This window comes from Pseudomonas cyclaminis, assembly GCF_015163715.1.
GTDB lineage: Bacteria > Pseudomonadota > Gammaproteobacteria > Pseudomonadales > Pseudomonadaceae > Aquipseudomonas > Aquipseudomonas cyclaminis.
Genome location: NZ_JADDUM010000062.1, coordinates 1 through 24,788 on the forward strand (window position 1 = coordinate 1; position 24,788 = coordinate 24,788).

20 protein-coding genes and 3 pseudogenes are annotated in these 24,788 nt (G+C 60.1%); 11 read left to right on the top strand and 12 right to left on the bottom strand.

Translation table 11 applies throughout. The features are described from left to right. The first annotated feature begins 123 nt into the window (after window positions 1-123). Together IQK56_RS09590 and IQK56_RS09595 are read left to right on the top strand one after the other, a co-directional pair. On the top strand, window positions 124-1,056 hold the full coding sequence (locus IQK56_RS09590; RefSeq protein WP_193861804.1) for an iron-sulfur-binding ferredoxin reductase: 933 nt from the start codon (window positions 124-126) through the stop codon (window positions 1,054-1,056). 30 nt (window positions 1,057-1,086) lie between these two features. Next, window positions 1,087-1,836, top strand: a complete 750-nt coding sequence (locus tag IQK56_RS09595; RefSeq protein WP_150675596.1) for an enoyl-CoA hydratase-related protein — start codon at window positions 1,087-1,089, stop codon at window positions 1,834-1,836. 63 nt (window positions 1,837-1,899) lie between these two features. On the opposite strand, the gene pyk is transcribed toward IQK56_RS09595, so the two are convergent. Beyond that, a complete protein-coding gene (gene pyk / locus IQK56_RS09600; protein ID WP_032890873.1) occupies window positions 1,900-3,351 on the bottom strand; it encodes a pyruvate kinase in 1,452 nt (483 codons plus the stop codon). Window positions 3,352-3,526: 175 nt separating this feature from the next. Here pyk and IQK56_RS09605 point away from each other — a divergent pair. Beyond that, window positions 3,527-3,900 (top strand): annotated as a pseudogene (locus tag IQK56_RS09605) (tetratricopeptide repeat protein). 225 nt (window positions 3,901-4,125) lie between these two features. After that, complete coding sequence (locus IQK56_RS09610; RefSeq protein ID WP_122306497.1) at window positions 4,126-4,485, top strand: PilZ domain-containing protein; 360 nt, start codon at window positions 4,126-4,128, stop codon at window positions 4,483-4,485. Between the two features lie 63 nt (window positions 4,486-4,548). On the opposite strand, the gene IQK56_RS09615 is transcribed toward IQK56_RS09610, so the two are convergent. The 6 genes and pseudogenes from IQK56_RS09615 to IQK56_RS09640 all read right to left on the bottom strand — a co-directional run bounded on the left by IQK56_RS09615 (window position 4,549) and on the right by IQK56_RS09640 (window position 11,221). Then, window positions 4,549-5,880, bottom strand: a complete 1,332-nt coding sequence (locus tag IQK56_RS09615) for a DUF58 domain-containing protein (RefSeq protein ID WP_193861805.1) — start codon at window positions 5,878-5,880, stop codon at window positions 4,549-4,551. 7 nt (window positions 5,881-5,887) lie between these two features. Continuing rightward, window positions 5,888-6,882 (bottom strand): annotated as a pseudogene (locus IQK56_RS09620) (AAA family ATPase). After that, a complete protein-coding gene (locus IQK56_RS09625; protein WP_193861806.1) occupies window positions 6,879-8,048 on the bottom strand; it encodes a DUF4350 domain-containing protein in 1,170 nt (389 codons plus the stop codon). Before IQK56_RS09625 ends, IQK56_RS09620 begins: the two are co-directional and overlap by 4 nt. Further along, on the bottom strand, window positions 8,045-9,565 hold the full coding sequence (locus IQK56_RS09630; RefSeq protein WP_193861807.1) for a DUF4129 domain-containing protein: 1,521 nt from the start codon (window positions 9,563-9,565) through the stop codon (window positions 8,045-8,047). Before IQK56_RS09630 ends, IQK56_RS09625 begins: the two co-directional genes overlap by 4 nt. Continuing rightward, on the bottom strand, window positions 9,552-10,532 hold the full coding sequence (locus IQK56_RS09635) for a stage II sporulation protein M (protein WP_193861808.1): 981 nt from the start codon (window positions 10,530-10,532) through the stop codon (window positions 9,552-9,554). Before IQK56_RS09635 ends, IQK56_RS09630 begins: the two co-directional genes overlap by 14 nt. Beyond that, window positions 10,529-11,221, bottom strand: coding sequence for an RDD family protein (locus tag IQK56_RS09640; protein WP_193861809.1), 693 nt, complete (start codon window positions 11,219-11,221; stop codon window positions 10,529-10,531). The genes IQK56_RS09635 and IQK56_RS09640 overlap by 4 nt, the downstream gene beginning before the upstream one ends. A gap of 167 nt (window positions 11,222-11,388) precedes the next feature. Between IQK56_RS09640 and sbcB the strand changes: the two genes are divergently transcribed. Beyond that, a complete protein-coding gene (gene sbcB / locus IQK56_RS09645; protein ID WP_150762053.1) occupies window positions 11,389-12,816 on the top strand; it encodes an exodeoxyribonuclease I in 1,428 nt (475 codons plus the stop codon). An 89-nt stretch (window positions 12,817-12,905) separates the two neighbouring features. Here sbcB and mvaT read toward each other — a convergent pair whose 3' ends face one another. Further along, a complete protein-coding gene (gene mvaT, locus IQK56_RS09650; protein ID WP_003175830.1) occupies window positions 12,906-13,280 on the bottom strand; it encodes a histone-like nucleoid-structuring protein MvaT in 375 nt (124 codons plus the stop codon). Between the two features lie 346 nt (window positions 13,281-13,626). On the opposite strand from mvaT, the gene purU reads away from it, so the two are divergent. Further along, the gene (gene purU, locus IQK56_RS09655) at window positions 13,627-14,475 is read left to right on the top strand and encodes a formyltetrahydrofolate deformylase (RefSeq protein WP_122306505.1); all 849 of its coding nucleotides are present in this window, start codon (window positions 13,627-13,629) and stop codon (window positions 14,473-14,475) included. Between the two features lie 86 nt (window positions 14,476-14,561). Next, entirely contained in the window at window positions 14,562-14,732 is a 171-nt protein-coding gene (locus tag IQK56_RS09660; protein WP_177411569.1) for a hypothetical protein, read from the top strand. A gap of 6 nt (window positions 14,733-14,738) precedes the next feature. Here IQK56_RS09660 and IQK56_RS09665 read toward each other — a convergent pair whose 3' ends face one another. Then, a complete protein-coding gene (locus tag IQK56_RS09665) occupies window positions 14,739-16,247 on the bottom strand; it encodes a methyl-accepting chemotaxis protein (RefSeq protein WP_425274646.1) in 1,509 nt (502 codons plus the stop codon). Continuing rightward, window positions 16,208-16,627, bottom strand: coding sequence for a hypothetical protein (locus tag IQK56_RS31735; protein WP_425274645.1), 420 nt, complete (start codon window positions 16,625-16,627; stop codon window positions 16,208-16,210). Before IQK56_RS31735 ends, IQK56_RS09665 begins: the two co-directional genes overlap by 40 nt. A 190-nt stretch (window positions 16,628-16,817) precedes the next feature. On the opposite strand from IQK56_RS31735, the pseudogene IQK56_RS09670 reads away from it, so the two are divergent. Beyond that, window positions 16,818-18,295: pseudogene (locus tag IQK56_RS09670) on the top strand (helicase HerA-like domain-containing protein). Window positions 18,296-18,299: 4 nt separating this feature from the next. Here IQK56_RS09670 and IQK56_RS09675 read toward each other — a convergent pair. Next, the gene (locus tag IQK56_RS09675) at window positions 18,300-18,755 is read right to left on the bottom strand and encodes a DUF721 domain-containing protein (RefSeq protein ID WP_099585516.1); all 456 of its coding nucleotides are present in this window, start codon (window positions 18,753-18,755) and stop codon (window positions 18,300-18,302) included. A gap of 294 nt (window positions 18,756-19,049) precedes the next feature. On the opposite strand from IQK56_RS09675, the gene secA reads away from it, so the two are divergent. The 3 genes from secA to IQK56_RS09690 all read left to right on the top strand — a co-directional run bounded on the left by secA (window position 19,050) and on the right by IQK56_RS09690 (window position 24,090). Further along, complete coding sequence (gene secA, locus IQK56_RS09680; RefSeq protein WP_150675601.1) at window positions 19,050-21,785, top strand: preprotein translocase subunit SecA; 2,736 nt, start codon at window positions 19,050-19,052, stop codon at window positions 21,783-21,785. Window positions 21,786-21,909: 124 nt separating this feature from the next. Then, window positions 21,910-23,127, top strand: a complete 1,218-nt coding sequence (gene argJ, locus IQK56_RS09685; protein ID WP_193861811.1) for a bifunctional glutamate N-acetyltransferase/amino-acid acetyltransferase ArgJ — start codon at window positions 21,910-21,912, stop codon at window positions 23,125-23,127. Window positions 23,128-23,145: 18 nt separating this feature from the next. After that, on the top strand, window positions 23,146-24,090 hold the full coding sequence (locus IQK56_RS09690; RefSeq protein ID WP_193861812.1) for a Nudix family hydrolase: 945 nt from the start codon (window positions 23,146-23,148) through the stop codon (window positions 24,088-24,090). Window positions 24,091-24,207: 117 nt separating this feature from the next. On the opposite strand, the gene IQK56_RS09695 is transcribed toward IQK56_RS09690, so the two are convergent. Further along, a complete protein-coding gene (locus tag IQK56_RS09695) occupies window positions 24,208-24,786 on the bottom strand; it encodes a cob(I)yrinic acid a,c-diamide adenosyltransferase (RefSeq protein WP_122306510.1) in 579 nt (192 codons plus the stop codon). Window positions 24,787-24,788 lie beyond the last annotated feature (2 nt).

Here is a 24,788-nt window from a genome sequence, read left to right on the forward strand (position 1 = left end):
TTGTAGGCGCGACGCTAAAAAGGCGCGGCAGTATAACCCGGCGCGGTGGCCGATACACCCGACTATGGTCAAACTGTCGCAGGCATGATTCCCTGTGCGCCTCCCCTGTGATTGAGCCCTTATATGCCTGAACTGTACGTTGGCGAACGCCATTGGTCGGTAACTGCCGGTAGCAACCTGCTGGATGCCTTGAACCAGGCGGGCGTGGCCGTGCCCTACAGTTGCCGCGCCGGCAGTTGCCATGCGTGCCTGGTGCGTTGCCGGGGCGAGGTCGAGGACCGGCAGCCCGATGCCCTGAGCCCCGCGCAACTCCAGGACGGGTGGCGGTTGGCCTGTCAGTGCCACGTGACGGGTGATCTGCAGGTTGAAGCGTTTGATCCGCAACGTGATGGTCTGGCGGCTCGGGTGGTGGGCGTCGACTGGCTGAACTCGAATGTTGTGCGCCTGCGCCTGCAACCCGAGCGCGGCCTGCGATATCGGGCCGGGCAGCATCTGGTGCTGTGGGCCGGGAACGTGGCGCGACCGTATTCCTTGGCCAGCTTGCCCCAGGAAGATGCATTTCTGGAGTTTCATATCGATTGCCGGCAGCCCGGTCAATTCAGTGATCTCGCTCGGCAGTTGCAGGTCGGCGCTCCATTGCGCCTTGGCGAGCTGCGCGGCGGCGCTTTGCAATACGATCCCGACTGGCAAGCCCGGCCACTGTGGCTGCTGGCCTCCGGCACGGGCCTCGGTCCGTTGTGGGGCGTGTTGCGCGAGGCGCTGCGTCAGGATCACCAAGGCGCCATCCGTGTGATTCACCTGGCCCATGATGCCGACGGCCATTACCTGGCCGAACCCTTGGCAGCGCTGGCCGCGCAGCATTCAAACCTGTCGGTGGAGTTGTGGACGGCGGCTGAGTCGACCCAGGCATTGGCGCAACTGCGGCTTGTTTCCCGGCAAACGCTGGCCTTACTCTGCGGACACCCTGCCAGTGTCGAGGCGTTTTCCAAGCGCCTGTTCCTGGCGGGACTGCCGCGCAATCAACTGCTGGCCGATGTGTTCCTGCCCCGTGGTTGAGCGCTGAACCCTACAGCCGCGAGACGCACCATGACCGACGCCATCCTGCTGCACCGCGAGCGCGGGTTGCTGACCCTGCAGCTCAACCGCCCGGACAAGAAAAACGCCCTGACCCGCGCCATGTACACCCAACTCGCCGAGGCGCTGGAGCTGGCGGATGCCGATCCAGCGATCAGCGCCGTGCTGATCCACGGCAGCAGCGAGTGTTTTACCGCCGGTAATGACATCGGCGATTTTCTTGAACAGCCGCCCAACGACCTCGACAGCCCACCGTTTCACTTTATGAAAAGCCTGCTCAACTGTCGTAAGCCCGTGATTGCGGCGGTGGCAGGAGCGGCGGTGGGGATTGGCACAACCCTGCTGCTGCACTGTGACCTCGTGTATATCAGCCGTGATGCGCGCTTGCGCATGCCGTTCGTTAACCTGGGGCTGTGTCCTGAGTTTGGTTCGAGCCTGATCCTGCCGCGTTTGCTGGGGCATGCGAAGGCGGCTGAATTGTTGTTGCTGGGCGAGGGGTTTACCGGGGAGCAGGCTGCTGCATGGGGGATCGCCACCGAGGCGTTGGGCAGTGGCGAAGCGGCGTTGGCCAAGGCGCGGGAAATCGCCGAGCGCTTTGAAACGCTGGCGCCGGGGGCGGTGCAGGTGACCAAGCAATTGATGAAGAGTGTGGATCGTGAGCAGTTGCGGCAGGTGATTGAGGAGGAGGGCGCGTTGTTCGTCCAGCGTTTGAAGTCACCGGAGGCGATTGCGGCGTTATCGGGGTTTATCACCAAACGCTAAGCCACATCAAAAGCAAAAAGCCCTGCCATTCACATGGCAGGGCTTTTGTTTTCAGCGTTTGACTCAGACCATTGGGTCGCCAACGTGCAGGATTTTCATGCCGTTGGTGCCGCCGATGGTGTGGTAGCTGTCGCCCTTGGTCAGGATGACCCAGTCGCCTTTCTCCACGACACCACGCTTGATCAACTCGTCGATGGCCGCTTGGCTGACTTCATGGGGCGGCAACGAAGCCGGGTCGAACGGTACGGTGTACACGCCACGGAACATCGCAGCGCGGGCCTGGGTTTCGCGGTGTGGGGAGAACGCGTAGATCGGCACCGAGGAGCGGATGCGCGACATGATCAACGGCGTGTAGCCACTTTCGGTCAAGGCGATGATCGCCTTAACACCCGGGAAGTGGTTGGCGGTGTACATGGCGGCCAGGGCGATGCTCTGGTCGCAGCTTTCAAAGACCTTGCCGATACGGTGGCTGGAGGTCTTGCTGGTCGGGTGCTTTTCGGCGCCGACGCAGATGCGCGCCATGGCCTGCACGGCTTCCAGCGGGTACGGGCCGGCGGCGCTTTCAGCCGAGAGCATCACGGCGTCGGTGTAGTCGAGCACGGCGTTGGCCACGTCGGACACTTCGGCGCGGGTCGGCATCGGGTTCTGGATCATCGACTCCATCATCTGGGTCGCGACGATCACCGCTTTGTTGTGGCGGCGTGCGTGCAGGATGATCTTCTTCTGGATACCGATCAGCTCGGCGTCGCCGATTTCCACACCCAGGTCGCCGCGGGCAACCATCACGGCGTCGGATGCCTTGATCAGGCCGTCGAGGGTTTCGTCATCGGCCACGGCTTCGGCGCGTTCGATCTTCGCCACCAGCCAGGCGGTACCGCCGGCTTCGTCGCGCAGTTTACGGGCGTATTCCATGTCAGCGGCGTCACGCGGGAAGGACACGGCGAGGTAGTCCACTTCCATTTCGGCGGCGAGCTTGATGTCGGCCTTGTCTTTTTCAGTCAGGGCTGGAGCAGTCAGGCCACCGCCGCGACGGTTGATGCCTTTGTGATCGGACAGCGGGCCGCCGATGATCACGGTGCAGTTCAGTTCGGTCGGGGTGGCGGTGTCGACACGCATGACTACGCGGCCGTCATCCAGCAGCAACTCGTCACCGACGCCACAGTCCTTGACCAGGTCCGGATAGTCGATACCCACGACGTCCTGGTTACCTTCGGTCAGCGGATGGCTGGTGGAGAAGGTGAACTTGTCACCGATCTTCAGCTCGATACGCTTGTTGGTGAATTTGGCGATACGGATTTTCGGGCCTTGCAGGTCACCCAGCAATGCGACGAAGCGACCGTGCTTGGCGGCCAGGTCACGCACCAGCTTGGCGCGAGCCTTGTGCTCGTCCGGGGTGCCGTGGGAGAAGTTCAGACGGGCAACGTCCAAACCAGCCAGAATCAGCTGTTCGAGGACTTCCGGCGAGTTGCTGGCCGGGCCAAGGGTGGCGACGATTTTGGTACGACGGACGGACATGCACAGACTCCTGAGTTCAAGCGCTGAGGAAGGCTACTATGCTCTTTGGTTGTAGTCATTGTTCGTTTGCACTACTTATCGACGATTCGCTTGTTTTCGCTCCGATTGAATAGACCAACATCCTTGAAGATTTTCGACGAGGGGTCGATACACTGCACAAGACAGGAGAACCCTCATGCGAATTTTGCTCATTGCTGCCCTGGCCGTCAGTGTTGTCGGCTGCACCCGCTGGTCGATGGACCACCATTGAACAACGCTTACCGTGCGTACAAGGTCGGTGACTGCGAGCGTGTCACGCTGGAATTGTCCCAGGTCGACCGCGAGAGCCGTACCCGGCGCTATGTGCAGCCGGAGGTCTCGATGCTGCGCGGGCAATGCCTTGAACGACAGAAGCTGTTCGTCGATGCGGTGCAAACCTACCAATTCATCATTAATCAGTACCCGTCGAGCGAATACGCCTACCGTGCACGCGCAAGGTTGGACACCTTGCAACAACTGGGGCACTACCCCGGTGCAAGCGTTGCAGTGCCGCGTCCGGCCTCTTTGTAATGGCATTCGTCATTTAATAACTGGCCCATCGCCAGTCTTGAGCTATCCTTTGAATGTCCGTTTGTATAGGTTTCTATTGGAGCGGATGCGGGGCCCGGACTCGGCAGTTGTGCAGTGACAAGGCGTTGTCTTTCGTCACACCGAGGTCCAGGGAGAGCGAGCAATTGCGCTCGTTCCGAATCACTGGCACGGCCAGAGTCATGGCCACTGGATGGCGATCTCATCATGTTTACCGACCGTCGGATCGAGCGGCATCAACTTCCTTATTTCCTGCAGGTGTTTAACCGCCTGACCGACAAGCCCATCGGATATTTGGGTAACATCTCTGACGACGGACTGATGTTGATCAGCCCGTTACCCATGATGGTCGACGCGGAATTCGAGTTGCGCTTGAAAATTCCCGGGGCTGACGACACCTTCCATGCCATTGACCTCACGGCGACCTGCCTGTGGAGCCATGAAGATATCAACCCGCAGCATTACGATTCCGGGTTCAGCGTGCTTCAGGCGCCCAAGGAATATGGGCAGCTCATCAAGGTGCTGTTGCATTACTTCAGCTTCGATCCCTTGGAGGCTTCGGCCTAGAAGCAGCATGCAGTCGACATGTCCGGGGGAATGGTGCTGTCCCCCCGCAGTCGTGCGCTTTTTTCAGAAGACTCCAGCTTTCTTCCAACCCAGGTAGCGTGTTACCAGGGCTGCGCCCATGGCTGATGGCAGCGTATCCAGCACCGACAGACCGTGTGCGTTCAAACGGTCATGCAATTCATCCCGCGTATTGAGGTAGTCGACAGTGCCGCTGTAGGCCAAAGCCTCGGGCAACGTTTGTACGGGAGACTGGCGCAGTAGATCGAGGACTTCCTCCCGCATACTGGCCACCAGCACCCGATGTTGACGGCTGATGCGTTTGACCGCGCTGAGTAGCGCTTCATCGTCCTCATCCCGCAGATTGCTGACCACGATCACTAATGCCCGCCGCTTTTGTCGGGCTAGCAGTTGACTGGCCGCCGCCTCGTAGTCGGCAGTTCGTCGGGTGGTGTCCAGGTCGTAGACCGCATTGAGCAACAGGTTCAACTGGCTACTGCCCTTGACCGGCGCAAGGTAGCGTGACTGGTCAGAAGCAAAGGTGCACAACCCCACCGCATCGCCCTGGCGCAAGGCCACATAACTGAGCAACAGGCAGGCATTGAGGGCGTGGTCGAAGTGGGACAACTCATCATCCTGGCTGCGCATGCGTCGGCCGCAATCGAGCATGAACACGATCTGCTGGTCGCGGTCGTCCTGATACTCCCGAGCGATGGGAGTGCGTTGCCGGGCGGTGGCCTTCCAGTCGATCTGCCGCAGGCTGTCGCCGTCACGAAATTCGCGCAGTTGATGAAACTCCAGTCCCAAGCCCCGTCGTTGGCGTTGACGCACCCCCAGTTGGCTCAGCCAGTTATCCACCCCCAGCAGTTGTGCCCCGTACAGTCGGGCAAAATCCGGATAGACGCGGGTGGCGTCCTCGACTTCGATAAAGCGCCTGGCGGACCAGAGGCCCAGTGGGCTGGGCAGGTGGACTTCGCATCGACTGAACGTGAAATGCCCGCGCCGTAAGGGCCGAAGCCGATAGCCCAGCTCGCTGCGTTCACCGGGGCGCAACTCGATGGACTGGGGCAGGTTTTCCAGGCTCAGCCCGTCGGGAACGTGATCGAACACCTGCACCGTCAGCGCCTGTGGAGAGTCATGTTCCAGGGCCAGGCGTACTTCGCCCCAGCGTCCCAGCGCGAGGCTGCCCGGCATGTGCCGATGCACCTGCGGTGATGGTCTACGGCGCAGTCGCAGCGCGTCCAGCAAGGCCAACAGGAACAGCGCCAGGAGCAGGCCCCACGCCACGGAATGCAGGGTATCGGGTACCTTGAGCTGCAACGCGGCCGCAGTGCCCAGCAGGATGTTCAAGCCCAGCAGCACGCCAAGCCAGACCAATAGCAGACGGGTCGGTTTCATGGGCGTTTCATTGCCGGGGTGCCGGAATCTGGTCGAGCAGTTGCTTGAGTACCTGGTCGACCTCCAATCCGTCGATGTCCAGTTCTGGTGCAAGGCGTACCCGGTGACGCAGTACCGCAAGGGCGCAGCTTTTGATGTCATCCGGTGTGACGAACTCGCCCCCACGTAACAGCGCACGGGCGCGGGCGCCGCGTACCAGGGCGATTGACGCGCGTGGGCCTGCGCCGATGGCCAGGCCGGCCAGCTGCGCGTGGCTCGTGCCAGGCGCACGGCATAATCGAGTACGTGTTCATCCAGGGCCAGTTCACTGGCGATCTGTTGCAGTTGCAGCACATCTTCGGCCTGCAGCACCGTGCGCAAAGGTTGCACATCCAGCATGTCGGCCCGTGACGAGCGCGTCACTTCCCGCACCATATCCAGTTCCTGCTGCGCGTCGGGATAGTCCATGCGTACCTTGAGCATGAACCGGTCCAGCTCGGCTTCCGGCAGGGGGTAGGTGCCTTCCTGCTCGATAGGGTTCTGGGTAGCCAATACCATGAACGGCTGGCCGATGGGCAGGGCTTCACCTTCGAGGGTGACTTGCCGCTCCTGCATGGCTTCGAGCAGGGCCGCCTGGGTCTTGGCTGGGGCCCGGTTGATTTCGTCGGCCAGCAACAGGTGGGTGAACACGGGTCCCTTGCGCAGCTTGAACTGCTCGGTATGCAGGTCGTACACGGCATGGCCGGTGACATCGCTGGGCATCAGGTCCGGGGTGAATTGGATCCTCGCGAAGTCCCCGTCAAAGCAACGGGCCAGGGCACGCACCAGCAAGGTCTTGCCCAGCCCGGGGACACCTTCAAGTAATACGTGGCCGCCGGCGATCAGTGCGGTCAGTACGTCATCGATCACCTGATCCTGCCCGATCACCGCCTTACGCAGTTCAATACGCAGAGCCTGGGCTTGCTGGCTGGCGCGTTGCAGGGGGGCGCCGGTCGAGGCTGTGGTGCTGGGAAAATCGCTCATAGGGCATTCCTGAGGGTTTGCAGGCATGCCACCTGCCGGCTGAAATCGGCGCTGGAAAGCCGTTTTGCCGGGAGTGGGCCGAGGGCCTGGCTGATGACGTGAGAGGGTTGGCGCGTCAGGTGCTCCAGTACCCGCCATTGGTCTGCTGTGTCGAGATGTTCGAAGCCTGGATGGCGGGGTCGTGCCGCACGCAGGATATCGTGCTGCAAAGCCTGCAATAGCGTGCCTTGACCGCTGCGGCGCAGCAGAAAGTCGGCGCTGGCTTTCAAGTGTTCCTGCAATTGCCGGCGCGCCTTGGAGGCTGGGGCCTGGATCGGGCCCTGGCGCATCCAGGCCTGCCAGAGTGCCAGGGCTATCAGTGCAATGAGCGCAACCACTGCTTGGGGGAAATAACGCCATAACAGGGTGAACAGATCATCCGCGTTGCTGTTGGACAGCAGGGTGACGGCAGTGCCCTGGTTCAGGTACCACAGCAGCCAGGCATTATCGTGCTTGCCGATCTCGGGTGTTTTCCACAGTTCGCTGTCGGTGATTACCGTAACGCGGCCTTGCCCAAGGTCAAGTTGCATCAGGTGGCTCGACCTGGCGCTATTGGCTGAAAATTGTGCGAGGTGCCTGGGGTCGATAAGGTTGAAGTCGGTATCGAAGCTGAAGTAGGCCGGGGCGGTGTCATTGTCGATATAGAGTTTGGTCAGGTCCGGCGCTTTCTTTTTACTGGCTGGTGCGGGCTCTTCGGGTTCGTCACTCAGCGCCTGGTGGATGTGCAGGTGATCGAGCAACAGGTCGCCGCTTTTGCCGGTCTCTTCATCCCAGAGTGCTTCGGCCACTAACAAGAGATGTCCACCGGCCTTCGCCCAGTCCAGCAACTGCATGACCTGGCGTGGCGACATGTTGCTGCGTTCTTCCAGCAGCAACAGACTGTTGCCTGCGGCCGGCAGGGTGGCCAGGCGTTCGAGGCTATTGGCATGTTCCACGGGCAGGCCTTGCTGGCGCAGAAAGTGTTCGGCAGCCAAATAGGGATTGGCCAGGGCTTGCGGCGCGGGGCCGCGGTCCACCACCTCTTCATAGGGGATCGCCTTGCTCCAGGCGTAAAAGCCGCCGGCAGTGATCAGGCATGCCAGCAGCAGTCCTATCCCTAATCCTATCCCTAGTAAGCATCGGTTCATTGGGCGCCCCCCGAACTGAACAGGGCACGCCAATCGTTGCATAGTTTTTGCTGGGCCGAGGCGGGTGGGAGTTGATGGCCGTAGGCCAGGTTTTGCCAGTGCCGGGTCAACTCATCGCTGAACGCCATCAGTTGTGGTTGCTGTAACAGGTGAACGCGTTCCAGCACCTGGCCTTCAGTGTCGGCGCTTTTAAGGGGCAGGTTGAAGTCATGCAGCAAGCGGCTCAGCAGGCCACGATACAACAGGCCAAGGGCTTCCCGGGGTTGGGTCGACCAGAGTTGCTCGGCAGTGCTGGCGATATCCCTGGGCAGGCTCTCGGTGGCCAGTTCCAGGCCGAACAACTGCGCGGGTACTGGTTTGGCTGCTTTGGGTTTACGTGGCTCGCGCCGGCTGACAAAGGTGCGCAGCCATTCTCGATAACGCCATATCAGTAGGACCAGGCCGCCGATCAGTACGCTCCACAACAGCACTTCCAGACCTTGGGCGACATGCTTGAAAGTATTGCTGTTGAAGTTGTCCAGCAGTGCTTGCAGCCACGCCGGAAGTTTGCCGTCACTGTGAGCCTTGTTTTTAGCAACGGGCTTTTCTTCGCCAAAGCGATAGCGAGTGACGGTCTCCGGGTTTTTGAAGGGGGGCTGGTCCAGAAGCGACTTGATGGACTGGCTTGCGCTTTCATGGCTCAGTGGTTTGCCTTCCTCTGCCATGGCGTGCGGGCTGTATGGCAGTAATGTCAGCCCGAGCGCCAGGAGTAAAAGCGACGCTACGTTGCTCAGGCGCTGGCGCAGGCGGCGGAATACAAGCTCCAGGTCCCACGCCTCCAGCACGGTGCGGCGATTGAGATAAAGGCTGAAACCACAGGCGACATAAATGGGCTCCCAAAGCACCAGTATCAAGGCGTAGAACGCGTTGCCCAGATGCTCCAGCCACAAGGCTTCGGAGCCCGTCGCCAACGCCAACCGCTGCCAGTCCCAATCCAGTTCAAGTTGCTGCGGAATGAGTAGGTAGAACAGCGCCATGCAGCCAAACCACAGCCCGATTTCCAGGTGCACCCCGACAGTGGTCAACCAGCGTGCGGCACCGGCGTTACGCTGCAGCAGCACCCCCAGGCGTTGTTGACGCGCCTGGCCGTCCAGGCCTTCGAGCTGACTGACCGGCATCACAAAACTGCGGCTGAGGCTGAGTCTGCGCCAGGTCAGGCTGGCCAGCAGTTGGCTGTTAAGCAGTTTTGGCCATTGGCGCACCGCCTGCTTGAGGCCAGGCGTTTCGCCGAACAGGCTTTTGGAGAGAATGTATAAAGGCAAGCGGTCGAACGCCGGTTTGAACCACCAGAACAGGAAGATGGCCGTGGATGGGTAGTTCCATAGCAACGCGGTGAGCAGGGCAAACACCGGCAGGGTCACCAGCGCCCAGCTTCCCATCAACAGCACGCGATGCTCCCGGGCCATTAATACGCCAAGGTCCATGGCCTCCCATGCGGTTCGCGGGCGAATCGCCACGCTGGCATCACTCAGGCGCATGGCGAGTCCGTCCGGCAAAGGTCAGGTAAGCAGCCACCAACAGCCAAAGTGCAGTGCCCACCATGTATTTTATCCAAGGGTCGATTTGGGTGGTGGACGACCAGTAGGCTTCGATAAAGGCTGCGATCAGCAGGAACACCATGACACCGCACAGCAGCTGCACGCTTTTGCGAGCGGCAAGTCGCAAGGATTCGCTGCGTGTCAGTTGCCCAGGCGCAATCAGCGCCCAGCCCATTTGCAAGCCTGCGGCGCCAGCGAGGGCGATGGCCGTCAACTCAAAGGCTCCATGGCCGATGACAAATGACCAAAAGGTCTGCCCATAGCCGATTTCGGTCAGGTGCCCGGAAATCGCCCCGATGATCAGCCCATTGAATATCAGGAAAAACACGCTGCCCAGGCCGAACAGCAACCCGGCGGCGAATGTCTGGAAGGCGATGCCGACGTTGTGCATCACGTAGTAGCCAAACATCATCCAGTCTTCGCTTGACGCCCGTTCGGCGGCGCGACCCAGGCGGCTGGCATCGGGGTCATACATGCCCTGCATCTCGGCCACCTGCTGTGGGCTGACAATGCTGTAGATCAGGTCGGGAAACAGGTAGACCAGCAGGGCAATGCCCAGCAGGCTGCCAAAGAACAGCAGGCTGGCAATCAACACGAAGCGCCATTGTTCCCTTACTTGTCGCGGAAAGTCGGCCAGTAAGAAACTCAGTACATTCGCTGCCAACTGGCTGCGGTGGCGATAGAGTTGTTGATGGCCGCGCAATGCCAATTGTTGCAGCGGGTCCACCAGGTAACTGCTGTAACCACGCTCCTGGGCCAGGGCCAGGTGCTGGCACAGGCGGCGGTATTGATGAGGAAAGTCGGCGAGGTCACCGGCCTTGGCCTTGCCTTGTTCCAACTGCTTCAGTTGTTCGGCAAAGGCTTGCCATTGGGGCTGGTAACGGCTTTCGAAGAGGCTCTGTTTCATGCTGGCCCCAGCAGGCCGCGGGCCACGCCATTGAGTTGCTCCACGGCGCGGGCAGGGGATACCTGCAGCGGTGTCGCGAGGATGGAGGCAAGTTCGTGTACCCGCTCGGCCGACAGTTCAGCCTGGCGTTCGGCGAAACCCAGGATCGCCCGCTGCTCACTCAGGTCCAGGGCAAACGGTAGGCGCAGTGCCGCAGCTTGAGGTATCTGGGGGCGTGCCAGGGGCTGCTCGTGATAGACCACCAAGGTGCCGGCGGCCAGGTCGCCAAGGCGTTTGAAGTGAGGGTGCTGCAGGCAACTGATCGCGCCGAGGAAGTAGCCGAACGGAAGCATGTCGACGAACCGCAGCAGGTTGCGGATCAGTGACGCTGACCAGCCAACGGGCGTGCCATCGTCCTGTACTACCCGCAGGCCCATGACCTGTTTGCCCGGTGAACAGCCCTGGTTGAGGACTTCGAACAGCACCATGTACCACCAACTGACCAGGAACAGCAGCAGCGAGCCCAGGCCGATCCCGATATTGCCGAGCAGCGCTAATGGCACCAGCAATACGCCCATGATCACTGCGCGTGCGCCTAGGTCGAAGGCAAATGCCAGCGCCCGTGGCACCAGGCCGGCGGGGCGCAGTGGCAGGTCGATGCCCTCTGGGGTCTCGATCTGGTAGCGGGTATCCAATGGGGCTGATGGCATCGCGATCCTTGGCAGTGCAGAGCGGCTGGGTGACACGGATGCTAACAGCGTCCGCGATGGAAGCAACCACTCAAGGTTTTGCTGGATGTTTGTACAGTTGATTTGGTGCTGGCCCCGAACCGGGGTCAACGCCTAGACTTTGTCGATCTTCAGCACAGGAATAGCCCGTGACCTCCATTTTCTGGTACGACTATGAAACCACCGGCATCAACCCGCGCAGTGATCGACCGCTCCAGGTAGCCGGCATTCGTACGGATCTCGAACTCAACGAGGTCGGCCCGCCGGTCAACATCTACTGTCAGCCCAGCGACGATATCCTGCCCCATCCCGCCGCGTGTGCGATTACAGGGATCACCCCCGCCATACTGGCCGAAAAGGGCCTGGCCGAGGCTGATTTCATGACCCGCGTACATGCCGAACTGGCAACGCCGGGGACGTGTGGTGCCGGCTATAACACATTGCGGTTTGACGATGAAATGACGCGCTACAGCCTGTATCGCAATTTCTTCGACCCTTACGCGCGCGAATGGCAGGGCGGTAACAGTCGTTGGGACTTGATCGATGTGGTTCGCACCGCCTACGCCCTGCGTCCGGAAGGTATCGAGTGGCCGCAGCAGGACGGGCGTGTGACCCTCAAGCTTGAGCGTCTGACGGCTGCCAACGGGATCGACCATGGGCAGGCCCACGATGCGCTATCCGACGTGCGCGCCACGATCGCCCTGGCTAAATTGGTGCGCGAGAAGCAGCCCAAGCTGTACGACTGGCTGTTTCAATTACGCAGTAAACAGCGGGTGATGGACCAGGTGCGCCTGTTGCAACCAATGGTGCACATATCAGGGCGGTTTTCCGCCGAACGTCATTACCTCGGCGTTGTTCTGCCCTTGGCGTGGCACCCGCGCAACCGCAACGCGTTGATTGTCTGCGACCTTGGCCTCGACCCTCAGGGGCTGTTTGACACTGACGCCGACACCTTGCGCCAGCGCCTGTACACCCGTCGTGATGACCTTGCCGAAGGTGAGTTGCCGGTGCCGCTGAAGCTGGTGCATATCAATCGCTGCCCGGTGGTCGCGCCCTTGAACGTATTGCGGGCCGAAGATCGTGAACGCCTGCAATTGGATATGGACATTTACCAGGCGCGGGCACTGCGGCTAACTGACGCACAGGAACTGTGGCGCGATAAGTTGGCGGTCATTTATGCCGACGAAGATTTTTCAGAGAATACCGACCCGGAACAGCAGCTTTACGACGGTTTTATTGGCGACCGTGATCGACGCTTATGTGAACAAGTCCGGATGGCAGAGCCCGAGCAATTAGCAAGACAGCAGTGGCCTTTTGATGATCATCGATTGCCGGAATTATTATTTCGCTACCGTGCGCGTAACTTCCCCTATACGCTGAACAGCGAGGAGCTACAACGCTGGAAACTTTTCTGTCAGCAACGTTTGTCCAGCCCTGAATTTGGCGCACCCAATACCCTTGAGGCATTTAATCAGGCGCGGCAGGAGTTGGCTGTTAGTGCGACGCCGTTGCAGCAGCAGGTGCTGGTGCAGTGGCAGGAATATGCCGATGCGTTAGCGGCCCGTGTGAATCTGTAATTAGGTTGTACAGAATTGACGGCCAATAAAAAACGCCAGCAAGCTGGCGTTTTTAATGTGTTGCGTATCAGGCGCAGGCCTGGCAAAGCTTAGCCCAGCAGGGTAGCCCAGCCTTCAACCACGTCACCGCCCCACTTGGCTTTCCACTCTTTCAGCGTCTTGTGGTTGCCACCTTTGGTTTCAATCACTTCGCCGTTGTGCGGGTTTTTGTATTGTTTGACCTTGCGAGCACGCTTGGTGCCGGTAGTTTTCACGGCGCCACGAGGTGCTTTAACTTTCGATTCCGGATCCAGCAGCGCGATGATGTCACGCAGGGATTTGGAGTATTCACCCATGAGGGTACGCAGTTTGCCTTCGAATTCCAGCTCGGTTTTCAGCTTGTCGTCTTGGGACAGGTTCTTCAAACGGGCTTGCAGCTCTTTGATAGCTTCTTCGGTGGCACGGTATTCGTTGATCAGAGACATGTTGACTACCTTATGTAGAGCGCTGATTGACAGGGACAGTGGCCTAATAATAGTCAGGCAGTTTCCCCAAGTAAACATTTAGGTCGCATTTATGTGAATTACTTTGAATGTTTGTAGCACAGCTAATGCAATCGAGTTAATTATCACGGTGTAAACCTGAAGATAATATTCCTGACATCAGGGAACAGCCTCGGGGCACAGTAAATTCATAGTAGCGGTGGTAATCCTTGGGTTGGCGAGGGTGAGGTCGCGTGCAGGTGTACAGAATAAGCGCTAACGAATACTGCAGTTTTCCTGCGCAATCGCTAGAATGGCGGCCTTTGCGAAGTTCTGGAGTTTTCCCCTAATGCGCACTTTTCGGCTGGTGATTGCTTGCCCGGACCGGGTCGGCATCGTTGCCAAAGTCAGTAATTTCCTGGCCTCCCACAACGGTTGGATCACCGAGGCGAGCCATCACTCGGACAATCTCAGCGGTTGGTTCTTCATGCGTCATGAAATCCGTGCCGACACGCTGCCCTTTGGCCTTGAGGCTTTTCGCGAGGCCTTTGCGCCAATCGCCGAAGAGTTTTCGATGACCTGGCGTATCACCGACACCGAGCAGAAGAAGCGCGTGGTGTTGATGGCCAGCCGCGAATCCCACTGCCTGGCCGACTTGCTGCACCGCTGGCACAGTGATGAGCTGGACTGCGAGATCGCGTGTGTAATCTCCAACCATGACGACCTGCGCAGCATGGTCGAGTGGCACGGTATCCCGTACTACCACGTGCCGGTCAATCCACAGGACAAGGAGCCGGCGTTCGCCGAGGTTTCTCGCCTGGTCAAGCAGCATGAGGCTGACGTGGTGGTGCTGGCGCGCTACATGCAGATCCTGCCACCGCAATTGTGCCGCGAATACGCCGGCAAGGTGATCAACATTCACCACAGCTTCCTGCCGTCGTTTGTGGGGGCCAAGCCATACCACCAGGCGTCCCTGCGTGGCGTGAAGTTGATTGGCGCGACCTGCCATTACGTCACCGAAGAGCTGGACGCCGGTCCGATCATCGAGCAGGACGTGGTGCGCGTCAGCCATAGCGACAGCATCGAAGATATGGTGCGCTTCGGTCGTGATGTCGAGAAGATGGTGCTGGCCCGTGGCCTGCGTTACCACCTGGAAGACCGCGTGCTGGTACACGGCAACAAGACTGTGGTGTTCTGATCAAGGCGTTCCGATTGAAGAATGAAGGGCCTGGGCGTTAAGTCGCTGCAGGCCCTTTTTCTTTGTGTGCCATTGAGGATTGACTGATGAGTGACCCACTGGACAAAGCCACCTCCAAGGCACCCGCGACGTTGGGTGAGGGGTGCTTGAGCCGGTACGATCCGGATGACCTGGACAGTGAAGACGGCACCGAATTTCCGGGTGCCGCCGAGCTGTGGGAGCGTGAGCAGGCCAAACCGGATCCCGCTGCTGAATAACGCTGATCAGATCCGGAAGCTGCCCACCAATTGTTTCAACCGCGCCGCCTGCTGTTCCAGGTCAGAGCACGCGCGCAGGGTGGACTGCAGGTTTTCCACGCCTTCCTGATTGAGGGTGTTGATCTCGGTGATGTCCATGTTGATCGACTCCACCACCGAGGTCTGCTCCTCCGTGGCAGTCGCCACTGACTGGTTCATGCCGTCGATCTCGCCGATACGTTGGGTCACGCTGTTCAGGCGTTCGCCGGCCAGGTTGGCGATCTCCACACTGTCATGGCTGTGGCGTTGGCTGTCGCTCATGGTGCTCACCGACTCCCGCGCCCCGACTTGCAGTTCCTCGATCATCTTTTGCACCTGTTGCGCCGATTCCTGGGTGCGGTGGGCCAGGTTGCGCACTTCGTCGGCGACGACCGCAAACCCGCGTCCGGCTTCACCGGCACGGGCGGCTTCGATGGCAGCGTTCAGCGCCAGCAGGTTGGTTTGCTGGGAAATACTGGTGATCACTTCGAGAATCTGGCCGATGTTCACGGTCTTGCTGTTAAGCGCTTCGATATTGCTGCTGGAGGCGCTGATCATTGCAGACAACTGAGTCATCGCCTTGATATTGCGTTCAACCACCTGTTGACCGTCTTCGGCCAAGTGCCGCGCATCGCTGGCCTGGTTGGAGGCTTGTGCAGCGTTGCGCGCAATCTCCTGGGCGGCGGCGCCCAGTTCGTTGATGGCGGCAGCCACGCTGTTGGTGCGGTTGGCCTGTTCGTCGGAGTTGACCATCGACGAGTTGGACGCGCTGACCACCCGCAGTGCCACTTCATTCACTTGCTCGGTGGCCGAGGACACTTCGCGAATGGACGTGTGAATCCGCTCTACGAAGCGGTTGAAGGCATTACCCAGGATGCCGAACTCATCGTGGTTCTGGATGGTCAGGCGGCGCGTCAGGTCACCTTCGCCGTCGGCGATATCCTGCATGGCACGGGTCATCACATGCAGCGGTTGCAACAAGACACGAATCAGCATGCCCAGCAAGGCAATGATGATCACCACGGCAATGATCGTGGCGATCACCGCCGAGGTACGGAATTCGCTGAGCATGGCGAAGGATTTGTCTTTATCCACCGAAATACCCAGGTACCAGTTCACCGACGGCAGGCCTTTGATCGGTGTGAAGGTGACGATGTTGTCCTTGCCGTTGGCCTCGACTTCACTGAAGTCGCCACTGATCTTCGGCGTATGTTTTGGATACACATCGGCCAGGGTTTTCATCACCAGGTTTTTGTCCGGGTGTACCAGCACTTTACCGTCGGCGCTGACCAGGAACGCATAGCCCATGCCGCCGAAGTTCAGCGCGCCAATGTTATCCACCAGGGTTTGCAGGCTCAGGTCACCGCCCACCACGCCGATGCTCTGGCCGCCTTTGGCGCTGGGGGTGGCGATGGAAATGATCAATTGCCCGGTAGCGGCATCGATGTACGGTTCGGTCAGGGTCGAGCCATTGCTGGTCTGGGCGCCTTGTACCAGGGGCGAACGCGTGGGTCGAAGCCGTCCGGCATCTTGGTGTCGGGGCGGATGGTGAAAGCCCCTTTGCTGTCACCCACGTAGGTCGCCATGAAGGACGATGTCAGGCTTTTCTGTTCCAGCAGGCTGGCAACGGTCGAAGGCTCAGGGTTGATGGCGATGTTTTGTGCAGCGTTTTCCACCAGCGCAATGCGCCCGGTCAGCCAGGTCTGAATGTTGCTGGCGGTGACATCGCCCATTTCGTGCAGGTAATTGTTGAGGTCGTCACGGATAGCGTTACGTTGTAGGTAGTCGTTGTAGAGGGTGAACAGGGCAAAGGCCGCGATGACGATAAGGGAGGCTGCAAGCAGGATCTTGTGGCTGAAACGCAGATTTTTATTCATAGCTTGAAGGGTCCGCTAAGGTCTTAATATCCGAAGCGCGTCCTTGTGGAACACGCGAAAGGGTGGCGTAAAAAAAGTTTGATATTTCCGTTGGTCCCTGTAGGAACTATCTGGGCGATTTTTAGACTTTATGGGTCTCACACCTTTCTTATCGACCTGGCGACACTAAAGCTTAACCATGGGTGACGAAATGCCTGATTCCACGCAACTCCTAATCGGTGCCGGTCTTGATGGCCAGCCCATTGCCCAGGCCATGCGCCTGGCCAACCGCCACGGGTTGATCGCCGGCGCCACGGGCACCGGCAAGACCGTCACGTTGCAACGCCTGGCCGAAGCCTTCAGTGATGCGGGCGTGGCGGTATTTGCGGCGGACATCAAAGGTGACCTCTGTGGCCTGGGTGCCGCGGCCAATCCCCAGGGCAAGGTGGCCGAGCGTATTGCCGGGATGCCGTTCCTTAATTACACGGCCAGGGCGTATCCCGTTACGTTGTGGGATATCCACGGGCAGTCCGGTCATCCGTTGCGCACTACCATCAGTGAAATGGGGCCGTTGTTGCTGGGCAGTCTGCTGGAACTGACTGACAGCCAGCAGTCGGCCTTGTACGCAGCGTTCAAGGTGGCGGATCGCGAAGGCCTGCTGCTGCTGGACCTCAAGGATCTCAAGGCACTGCTCAACCATCTACGCTATCACCCGGAACTGCTCGGTGAAGACGCGGCGCTGATGACCACCGGCTCCAGCCAGGCGCTGTTGCGGCGCCTGGCTATCTTGGAGCAGCAGGGGGCCGAGGCGTTGTTTGGCGAGCCGGCCCTGCAGCTTGAAGACATCTTGCAGCCCACGGCTGACGGGCGTGGGCGCATCCATTTGCTGGATGCCAGCCGCTTGGTGCATGAGGCACCGAAGGTGTATGCGACCTTCCTGCTGTGGCTGTTGGCGGAGTTGTTCGAGCAACTGCCGGAGCGCGGCGATGCGGATAAACCGCTGCTGGCGCTGTTCTTCGACGAGGCACATTTATTGTTTGGCGACACGCCCAAGGCATTGCAGGAGCGCCTGGAGCAAGTGGTGCGACTGATTCGTTCCAAAGGCGTGGGTGTGTATTTCGTCACTCAATCGCCGGGCGACCTGCCGGACACCGTGCTGGCGCAACTTGGTTTACGGGTGCAGCACGGCCTGCGGGCGTTCACCACGAAAGAGCAGAAATCCCTTAGGGCGGTAGCGGACGGTTTTCGGCCCAACCCGACATTCGATGCCTTGTCGGTGTTGACCGAGCTGGGCACGGGTGAGGCGTTGGTGGGTACGTTGCAGGAAAAAGGCACGCCGGAAGTCGTCCAGCGCGTACTGGTCGCGCCACCGCAATCGCGGATCGGGCCGCTCAGTGCGGCGGAGCGCGCCGCACTGGTGGTGAGTTCGCCGTTGCAGGCCGCTATGACAAGCCGATTGATCGGGAGTCTGCCTATGAAGTGCTGATGGCGCGTAAGGAACTGGGTCCTACAGAAGAGGCCAGTCAGCCCGCCGAGGAGCCCAGCTTCACGGACAAGGCGGGTGCGTTTCTCGGAACCACCGCAGGCAAGGCGCTGAAATCAGCCATGCAGCAGGCAGCCAATCAGATGGGGCGCCAATTGGTACGGGGTTTGTTGGGGTCTTTGCTGGGAGGCAGCAAGCGCAAATAGCGCTTCAGGCCTTGGGCTTGCCATGGGCGGCCAGGCGCTCAAGCGCGGCGCGCAAGCCTGGATCGCTGATGCCGTCGGCCGTGGCCTGAATAGTCTCGGCCGCATTTTCCGACAGGTCCATAGTATGGCCGGCTGCCCCTTGCTGCACGGTCGGTGGTTGCACCTTGAACTGGATGCGGGTCAGGCTGGCGAACTCATCGAATGCCATCAATTGACGCTGCAGACGTTTTTGCTGATAGCGCAACCGGGTGGCCCAATGACCGTCGGTGACAATTAATAGCAAATTACCTTCACGCCACGACGCTACATGGCAGTGCTCGCGGGCGGCGGGTTGCAGTTGGCTTTCGAGCAGGCGTTGCAGATGGCCCAAGCGTTGCGCATGGCCAAAGATGGCTTTCAACGGCTTGGCTTCGCGAAGCAACACGCTGGGTGCGCGGGCTGTAAGAGGGCGAAATGCCATGATTGGACACCTTAAGTAACAGAGCGGCCATCTTAGCAGAATGCGTCTGCGCGGCCCCGGACAATGCATTGCTGGGGGTTTTCCCATGAAATCAATCGGCTCCATGGGTTGAAGTTCGCGCAAAAGCCCTTATTTTAAACAAGCCCTCTCACAGCGCCATGCCAGCATCGGGGAACAACGCCACTTTCCTCACCCACGATTCCGGGTAGAATGCGCGTTCGCATGCGGCCGTGAGGGCTGCTCGGGCCACTCACGGTGCGCCCTCCATCCCTATGTGTGGAAGAACCTGCCGATATGTTTGCGCCTTTGTTAAAGAAACTTTTTGGAAGCAAGAATGAGCGCGAAGTCAAACGCATGCTCAAGACGGTGCAGCTGGTCAATGCCTTCGAAGAGCAGATGGTTGCCCTGTCGGACGAGCAATTGCGCGCCAAGACCCAAGAGTTCAAGGCCCGCATAGCTAAAGGTGAAACCCTCGACAAGCTGCTTCCCGAAGCCTTTGCGGTCGCCCGTGAAGCCGGTAAGCGTGTCATGGGCATGCGCCACTTCGACGTCCAGTTGATCGGCGGCATGACCTTGCATGAAGGCATGATTGCCGAAATGCGTACCGGTGAAGGCAAGACCCTGGTAGCGACCCTGGGTGTTTACCTCAACGCACTGTCCGGCAAGGGCGTGCACGTTGTGACGGTGAACGACTACCTGGCTCGCCGGGACGCCAACTGGATGCGCCCACTGTATGAATACCTCGGCCTGACCGTCGGTGTAGTCACGCCGTTCCAGCCGCCGGAAGAGAAGCGCGCTGCCTACGCGTGTGACATTACCTACGGCACCAACAACGAATTCGGTTTCGACTACCTGCGCGACAACATGGCGTTCAGCATGGATGAAAAATTCCAGCGCGAACTCAACTTTGCCGTGATCGACGAAGTCGACTCCATCCTCATCGACGAAGCCCGTACCCCACTGATCATCTCCGGCCAGGCCGAAGACAGCTCGCGCCTCTACACCGAGATCAACAAGTTGATCCCGCGTCTGGAGCAGCACATCGAGGAAGTGGAAGGCGTGGTGACCAAAGAAGGTCACTTCACCATCGACGAGAAGACCCGTCAGGTCGAACTCAACGAGGCGGGCCACCAGTTCGTCGAAGACATGCTGACCCAGATCGGCCTGCTGGCAGAAGGCGAAAGCCTGTACTCGGCGCACAACCTGGGCCTGCTGACCCACGTGTACGCCGGCCTGCGCGCCCACAAGCTGTTCCATCGCAACGTTGAATACATCGTGCAGGATGGCCAGGTGGTACTGGTCGACGAACACACCGGTCGTACCATGCCGGGTCGTCGTCTGTCCGAAGGCCTGCACCAGGCTATTGAAGCCAAGGAAGTGCTCAACATCCAGGCTGAAAGCCAGACGTTGGCCTCTACCACCTTCCAGAACTACTTCCGTCTGTACAACAAACTGTCCGGCATGACCGGTACAGCGGACACCGAAGCGTTCGAGTTCCACCAGATCTACAGCCTGGCCGTGATGGTGATTCCACCGAACAAGCCGCTGGCGCGTAAAGACTTCAACGACCTGGTGTTCCTGACCGCCGAAGAGAAGTACGCGGCCATCATCAACGACATCAAGGACGGCCTGGCCCAGGGCCGCCCGATCCTGGTGGGTACCGCAACCATCGAGACTTCCGAGCACGTGTCCAACCTGCTCAACAAGGAAGGCATCGAGCACAAGGTCCTCAACGCCAAGTTCCACGAAAAAGAAGCAGAGATCATTGCCCAGGCCGGTCGCCCAGGCGCACTGACCATCGCCACCAACATGGCCGGTCGTGGTACCGACATCCTGTTGGGCGGTAACTGGGAAGTGGAAGTGGCGTCCCTGGACAACCCGACCCCTGAGCAGATCGCCCAGATCAAGGCTGACTGGCAGAAGCGCCACCAGGCCGTGCTGGAATCCGGTGGCCTGCAGGTGATTGCGTCCGAGCGTCACGAATCGCGTCGTATCGACAACCAGCTGCGTGGTCGTGCCGGCCGTCAGGGTGACGCCGGTTCCAGCCGCTTCTACCTGTCCCTGGAAGACAGCCTGATGCGCATCTTCGCCTCGGATCGGGTGAAGAACTTCATGAAAGCCCTGGGCATGCAGTCCGGTGAAGCGATCGAGCACCGCATGGTGACCAACGCCATCGAAAAGGCCCAGCGCAAGGTTGAAGGCCGTAACTTCGACATTCGTAAGCAACTGCTTGAGTTCGATGACGTCAACAACGAACAGCGTAAAGTGATCTATCACATGCGTAACACGTTGCTGGCCGCCGACAACATTGGCGAGACCATCGCCGATTTCCGCCAAGACGTGCTCAACGCCACTGTCAGCGCACACATTCCGCCACAATCCCTGCCAGAGCAGTGGGATGTTGCCGGTCTGGAAGCCGCGTTGAAGAGCGACTTCGGTGTCGACCTGCCGGTCCAGCAATGGCTCGACGAAGACGATCACCTGTACGAAGAGACGCTGCGCGAGAAGCTGATGACCGAGCTGCTGGCCGCGTACAACGAGAAAGAAGAGCAAGCGAGTGCCGAAGCGCTGCGCACCTTCGAGAAACAAATCGTGCTGCGCGTGCTGGACGACCTGTGGAAAGACCACTTGTCGACCATGGACCACCTGCGTCACGGCATCCACCTGCGTGGCTACGCCCAGAAGAACCCGAAGCAGGAGTACAAGCGCGAGTCGTTCACGCTGTTCTCCGAGTTGCTGGATTCGATCAAGCGCGATTCGATTCGCGTGCTGTCCCACGTTCAGGTGCGTCGCGAAGACCCGATCGAGGAAGAAGCTCGCCTGCGTCAGGAAGCCGAAGCACTGGCGGCGCGCATGCAGTTCCAGCATGACGAAGCGCCGGGTCTGGAAGCACCTGAAGTGTTGGGCGAAGAGGTCGATGTGGCCTTGGCTCAGGCACCGGTTCGTAATGATCAGAAGCTGGGCCGCAACGAACTGTGCTACTGCGGTTCGGGCAAGAAATTCAAACACTGCCACGGCCAGATCGAATAAGATTTTCGCCTGACGCTGCAATACCCCGCGCCGCGACCGGCCTCTGCCGTCGCGGCGTTTTGCCATTAATTTCACCGTCGATTACGACGGCACAGACATCATCTATTTTTTAAGGAGCGCGTTCATGGCTGTTGGTCTTGGTCCTTTGCCCACATTGCACCCGGTTGCCGGTTTCGAGCTCGGTATCGCGTCGGCCGGCATCAAGCGCCCGGGGCGCAAGGATGTGGTGGTGATGCGCTGTGCCGAAGGTTCGACCGTCGCCGGTGTGTTCACCCTCAACGCCTTCTGCGCCGCTCCGGTGATCCTGGCCAAGCAGCGTGTTGCCGGCACCATCCGTTACCTGCTGACCAACACCGGCAATGCCAACGCAGGCACCGGTGAGCCTGGTTTGGTTGCAGCAGCGCGCACCTGCGCCAAGCTGGCCGAGTTGACCGGCGTGGATGCCAGCCAAGTGCTGCCGTACTCCACCGGCGTCATCGGCGAGCCGCTGCCGGTCGAGAAAATCGAAGGCGCCTTGCAAGCCGCGCTCGACGACCTGTCTGTGGATAACTGGGCGGCGGCTGCCACTGGCATCATGACCACCGATACCCTGCCAAAAGGCGCTAGCCGTCAGTTCGCGCACGACGGCGTGACTGTTACCGTCACGGGTATCAGCAAGGGCGCGGGCATGATCCGCCCGAACATGGCCACCATGCTCGGGTATATCGCCACCGACGCCAAAGTCTCTCGCGACGTGCTGCACAGCCTGATCCTGGACGGCGCCAACAAGTCGTTCAACCGCATCACCATCGATGGCGATACCTCGACCAACGACTGCTGCATGCTGATCGCCACCGGCCAGGCCAACCTGCCGGAAATCACCGAGGCCAGCGGCCCGTTGTTCGCAGCGTTGAAGCAGGCGGTGTTTGAAGTCTGCATGGACGTGGCCCAGGCCATCGTGCGTGACGGCGAAGGCGCCACCAAGTTCGTGACGGTTGAAGTCAACGGCGGCGGCAATCACCAGGAATGCCTGGATGTCGGCTACACCGTGGCCCACTCGCCGCTGATCAAGACTGCACTGTTCGCCTCCGATCCTAACTGGGGTCGCATCCTCGCCGCCGTCGGCCGTGCCGGTGTGCCGGACCTGGACGTGAGCAAGATCGACGTGTTCCTCGGCGATGTGTGCATCGCCAGCCGTGGCGCCCGTGCCGAGAGCTACACCGAGGCCCAGGGGGCGGCAGTGATGCAGCAGGAAGAAATCACCATCCGCATTGAGTTGGGTCGCGGCGACTGCAGCGAAACCATCTGGACCACCGACCTGTCCCACGAGTACGTGAAGATCAACGCGGAATACCGTACCTGAGCCTGGAGGATAAGCGCGGTGAAACGAGTGCATGTAGCAGCAGCGGTGATCCGCGGTGTCGATGGCAGGATCCTGCTGGCGCGCCGCGCCGATACTCAGCATCAGGGTGGTCTCTGGGAGTTTCCCGGCGGCAAGGTTGAGGCCGATGAGTCGGTCGCCGCGGCCTTGTCCCGTGAGTTGCAGGAGGAACTGGGTATCCAGGTCACCACGGCGCGGCCGTTGATCAAGGTGCAGCATGACTACCCGGACAAACAGGTGTTGCTGGATGTCTGGGAAGTCTCGGCCTTTACCGGCGAGCCCCACGGTGCCGAAGGGCAGCCTCTGGAATGGGTGGCGCCTCGGGATCTGATCAACTACGAGTTCCCGGCCGCTAACGCTCCAATCGTTGCTGCCGCGCGCTTGCCCGCCGATTACCTGATCACGCCCGGCGAGCTGGAAACCCCGACGTTGTTGCGCGGGATTCAGAAGGCTATCGCGGGTGGCATCAAGCTGGTCCAACTGCGTGCGCCCAACGATTACGACCCTAAATACCGCGACTTGGCGGTGGATGCGGTGGGGCTGTGTGCGGGCAAGGCACAGTTGATGCTCAAGGGACCGTTTGAATGGCTGGGGGATTTTCCTGCCGCCGGTTGGCACATGACCTCGGCCCAATTGCGCAAATACGCGAGCAAGGGCCGGCCGTTGCCGAAAGACCGTTGGTTGGCGGCGTCCTGCCACAACGCTGAAGAACTGGCGTTGGCAGAAATGATGGACGTGGATTTTGTCACGCTGTCACCGGTGCAGCCGACCCAGAGCCATCCAGATGCCCAGCCTTTGGGTTGGGAGCAGGCGGCGGAGTTGATCCGTGGGTTCAGCAAGCCGGTGTTTCTGTTGGGCGGGGTGGGACCTGCTGAGCGGGAACAGGCTTGGGAAGCCGGGGCTCAAGGTGTTGCGGGGATTCGGGCGTTCTGGCCTGAGGGTTGATGTTGTCCTGACTGACCTCATCGTGGGCAAGCCCCCTCCCACCTTTGATGTGTGAATGCATTCAAGTGTGGGAGGGGCCTTGCCCCCGATAGGGCCCTGAAGGTCACCCAAAAAACATCAGTGTGGCTTGGCGGCAGCTTGCCACAGCACTTCAGCCACGCCTTGGCGCCGGGCAATCACCCGCGCCGCCACAAACAGCAAGTCCGACAGCCGATTGATATACGCCAGCCCGACCCCCTCCAACGGCTCCACTGCATTGAGGTGCTGACAGCGCCGTTCTGCACTGCGCGCCAGGCTGCGACATACATGCGCCTGGGCAATCAGCGCCGAGCCACCGGGCAGGATGAAGTTCTCCAGCGGCCCGACCTCTTCATTCCAGCGATCAATCGCGGCCTCCAGCCGATCCACTTCCGCTGCGTTCAACGCCTTGTACACCGGCATCGCCAGCTCACCGCCAAGGTCGAACAGCCGATGCTGGCAGGGCGTCAGGACCTCGATCACATCTTTCAGTTCTGGATGCTTGCCGCTCTGTTCTTCCAGCCCGGCCAGCAGCAATCCCAGTTGGCTGTTCAACGTATCGACTTCGCCGATGGCCTCCACTCGCGGGTGGTCCTTGGGCACCCGGCGACCGTCGCCGAGGCCGGTTTCGCCCTTGTCTCCGGTGCGGGTGTAAATCTTCGACAGGCGAAAGCCCATGG

Excerpts from the sequence above, each read along its gene's own strand:
- IQK56_RS09590 (WP_193861804.1), top strand. The coding sequence starts at position 124 with ATGCCTGAACTGTACGTTGGCGAACGCCATTGGTCGGTAACTGCCGGT.
- IQK56_RS09595 (WP_150675596.1), top strand. The coding sequence starts at position 1,087 with ATGACCGACGCCATCCTGCTGCACCGCGAGCGCGGGTTGCTGACCCTG.
- pyk (WP_032890873.1), bottom strand. The coding sequence starts at position 3,351 with ATGTCCGTCCGTCGTACCAAAATCGTCGCCACCCTTGGCCCGGCCAGC.
- IQK56_RS09610 (WP_122306497.1), top strand. The coding sequence starts at position 4,126 with ATGTTTACCGACCGTCGGATCGAGCGGCATCAACTTCCTTATTTCCTG.
- IQK56_RS09615 (WP_193861805.1), bottom strand. The coding sequence starts at position 5,880 with ATGAAACCGACCCGTCTGCTATTGGTCTGGCTTGGCGTGCTGCTGGGC.
- IQK56_RS09625 (WP_193861806.1), bottom strand. The coding sequence starts at position 8,048 with ATGAACCGATGCTTACTAGGGATAGGATTAGGGATAGGACTGCTGCTG.
- IQK56_RS09630 (WP_193861807.1), bottom strand. The coding sequence starts at position 9,565 with ATGCGCCTGAGTGATGCCAGCGTGGCGATTCGCCCGCGAACCGCATGG.
- IQK56_RS09635 (WP_193861808.1), bottom strand. The coding sequence starts at position 10,532 with ATGAAACAGAGCCTCTTCGAAAGCCGTTACCAGCCCCAATGGCAAGCC.
- IQK56_RS09640 (WP_193861809.1), bottom strand. The coding sequence starts at position 11,221 with ATGCCATCAGCCCCATTGGATACCCGCTACCAGATCGAGACCCCAGAG.
- mvaT (WP_003175830.1), bottom strand. The coding sequence starts at position 13,280 with ATGTCTCTGATCAACGAATACCGTGCCACCGAAGAAGCTATCAAAGAG.
- purU (WP_122306505.1), top strand. The coding sequence starts at position 13,627 with ATGCGCACTTTTCGGCTGGTGATTGCTTGCCCGGACCGGGTCGGCATC.
- IQK56_RS09660 (WP_177411569.1), top strand. The coding sequence starts at position 14,562 with ATGAGTGACCCACTGGACAAAGCCACCTCCAAGGCACCCGCGACGTTG.
- IQK56_RS31735 (WP_425274645.1), bottom strand. The coding sequence starts at position 16,627 with ATGAATAAAAATCTGCGTTTCAGCCACAAGATCCTGCTTGCAGCCTCC.
- IQK56_RS09675 (WP_099585516.1), bottom strand. The coding sequence starts at position 18,755 with ATGGCATTTCGCCCTCTTACAGCCCGCGCACCCAGCGTGTTGCTTCGC.
- secA (WP_150675601.1), top strand. The coding sequence starts at position 19,050 with ATGTTTGCGCCTTTGTTAAAGAAACTTTTTGGAAGCAAGAATGAGCGC.
- argJ (WP_193861811.1), top strand. The coding sequence starts at position 21,910 with ATGGCTGTTGGTCTTGGTCCTTTGCCCACATTGCACCCGGTTGCCGGT.
- IQK56_RS09695 (WP_122306510.1), bottom strand. The coding sequence starts at position 24,786 with ATGGGCTTTCGCCTGTCGAAGATTTACACCCGCACCGGAGACAAGGGC.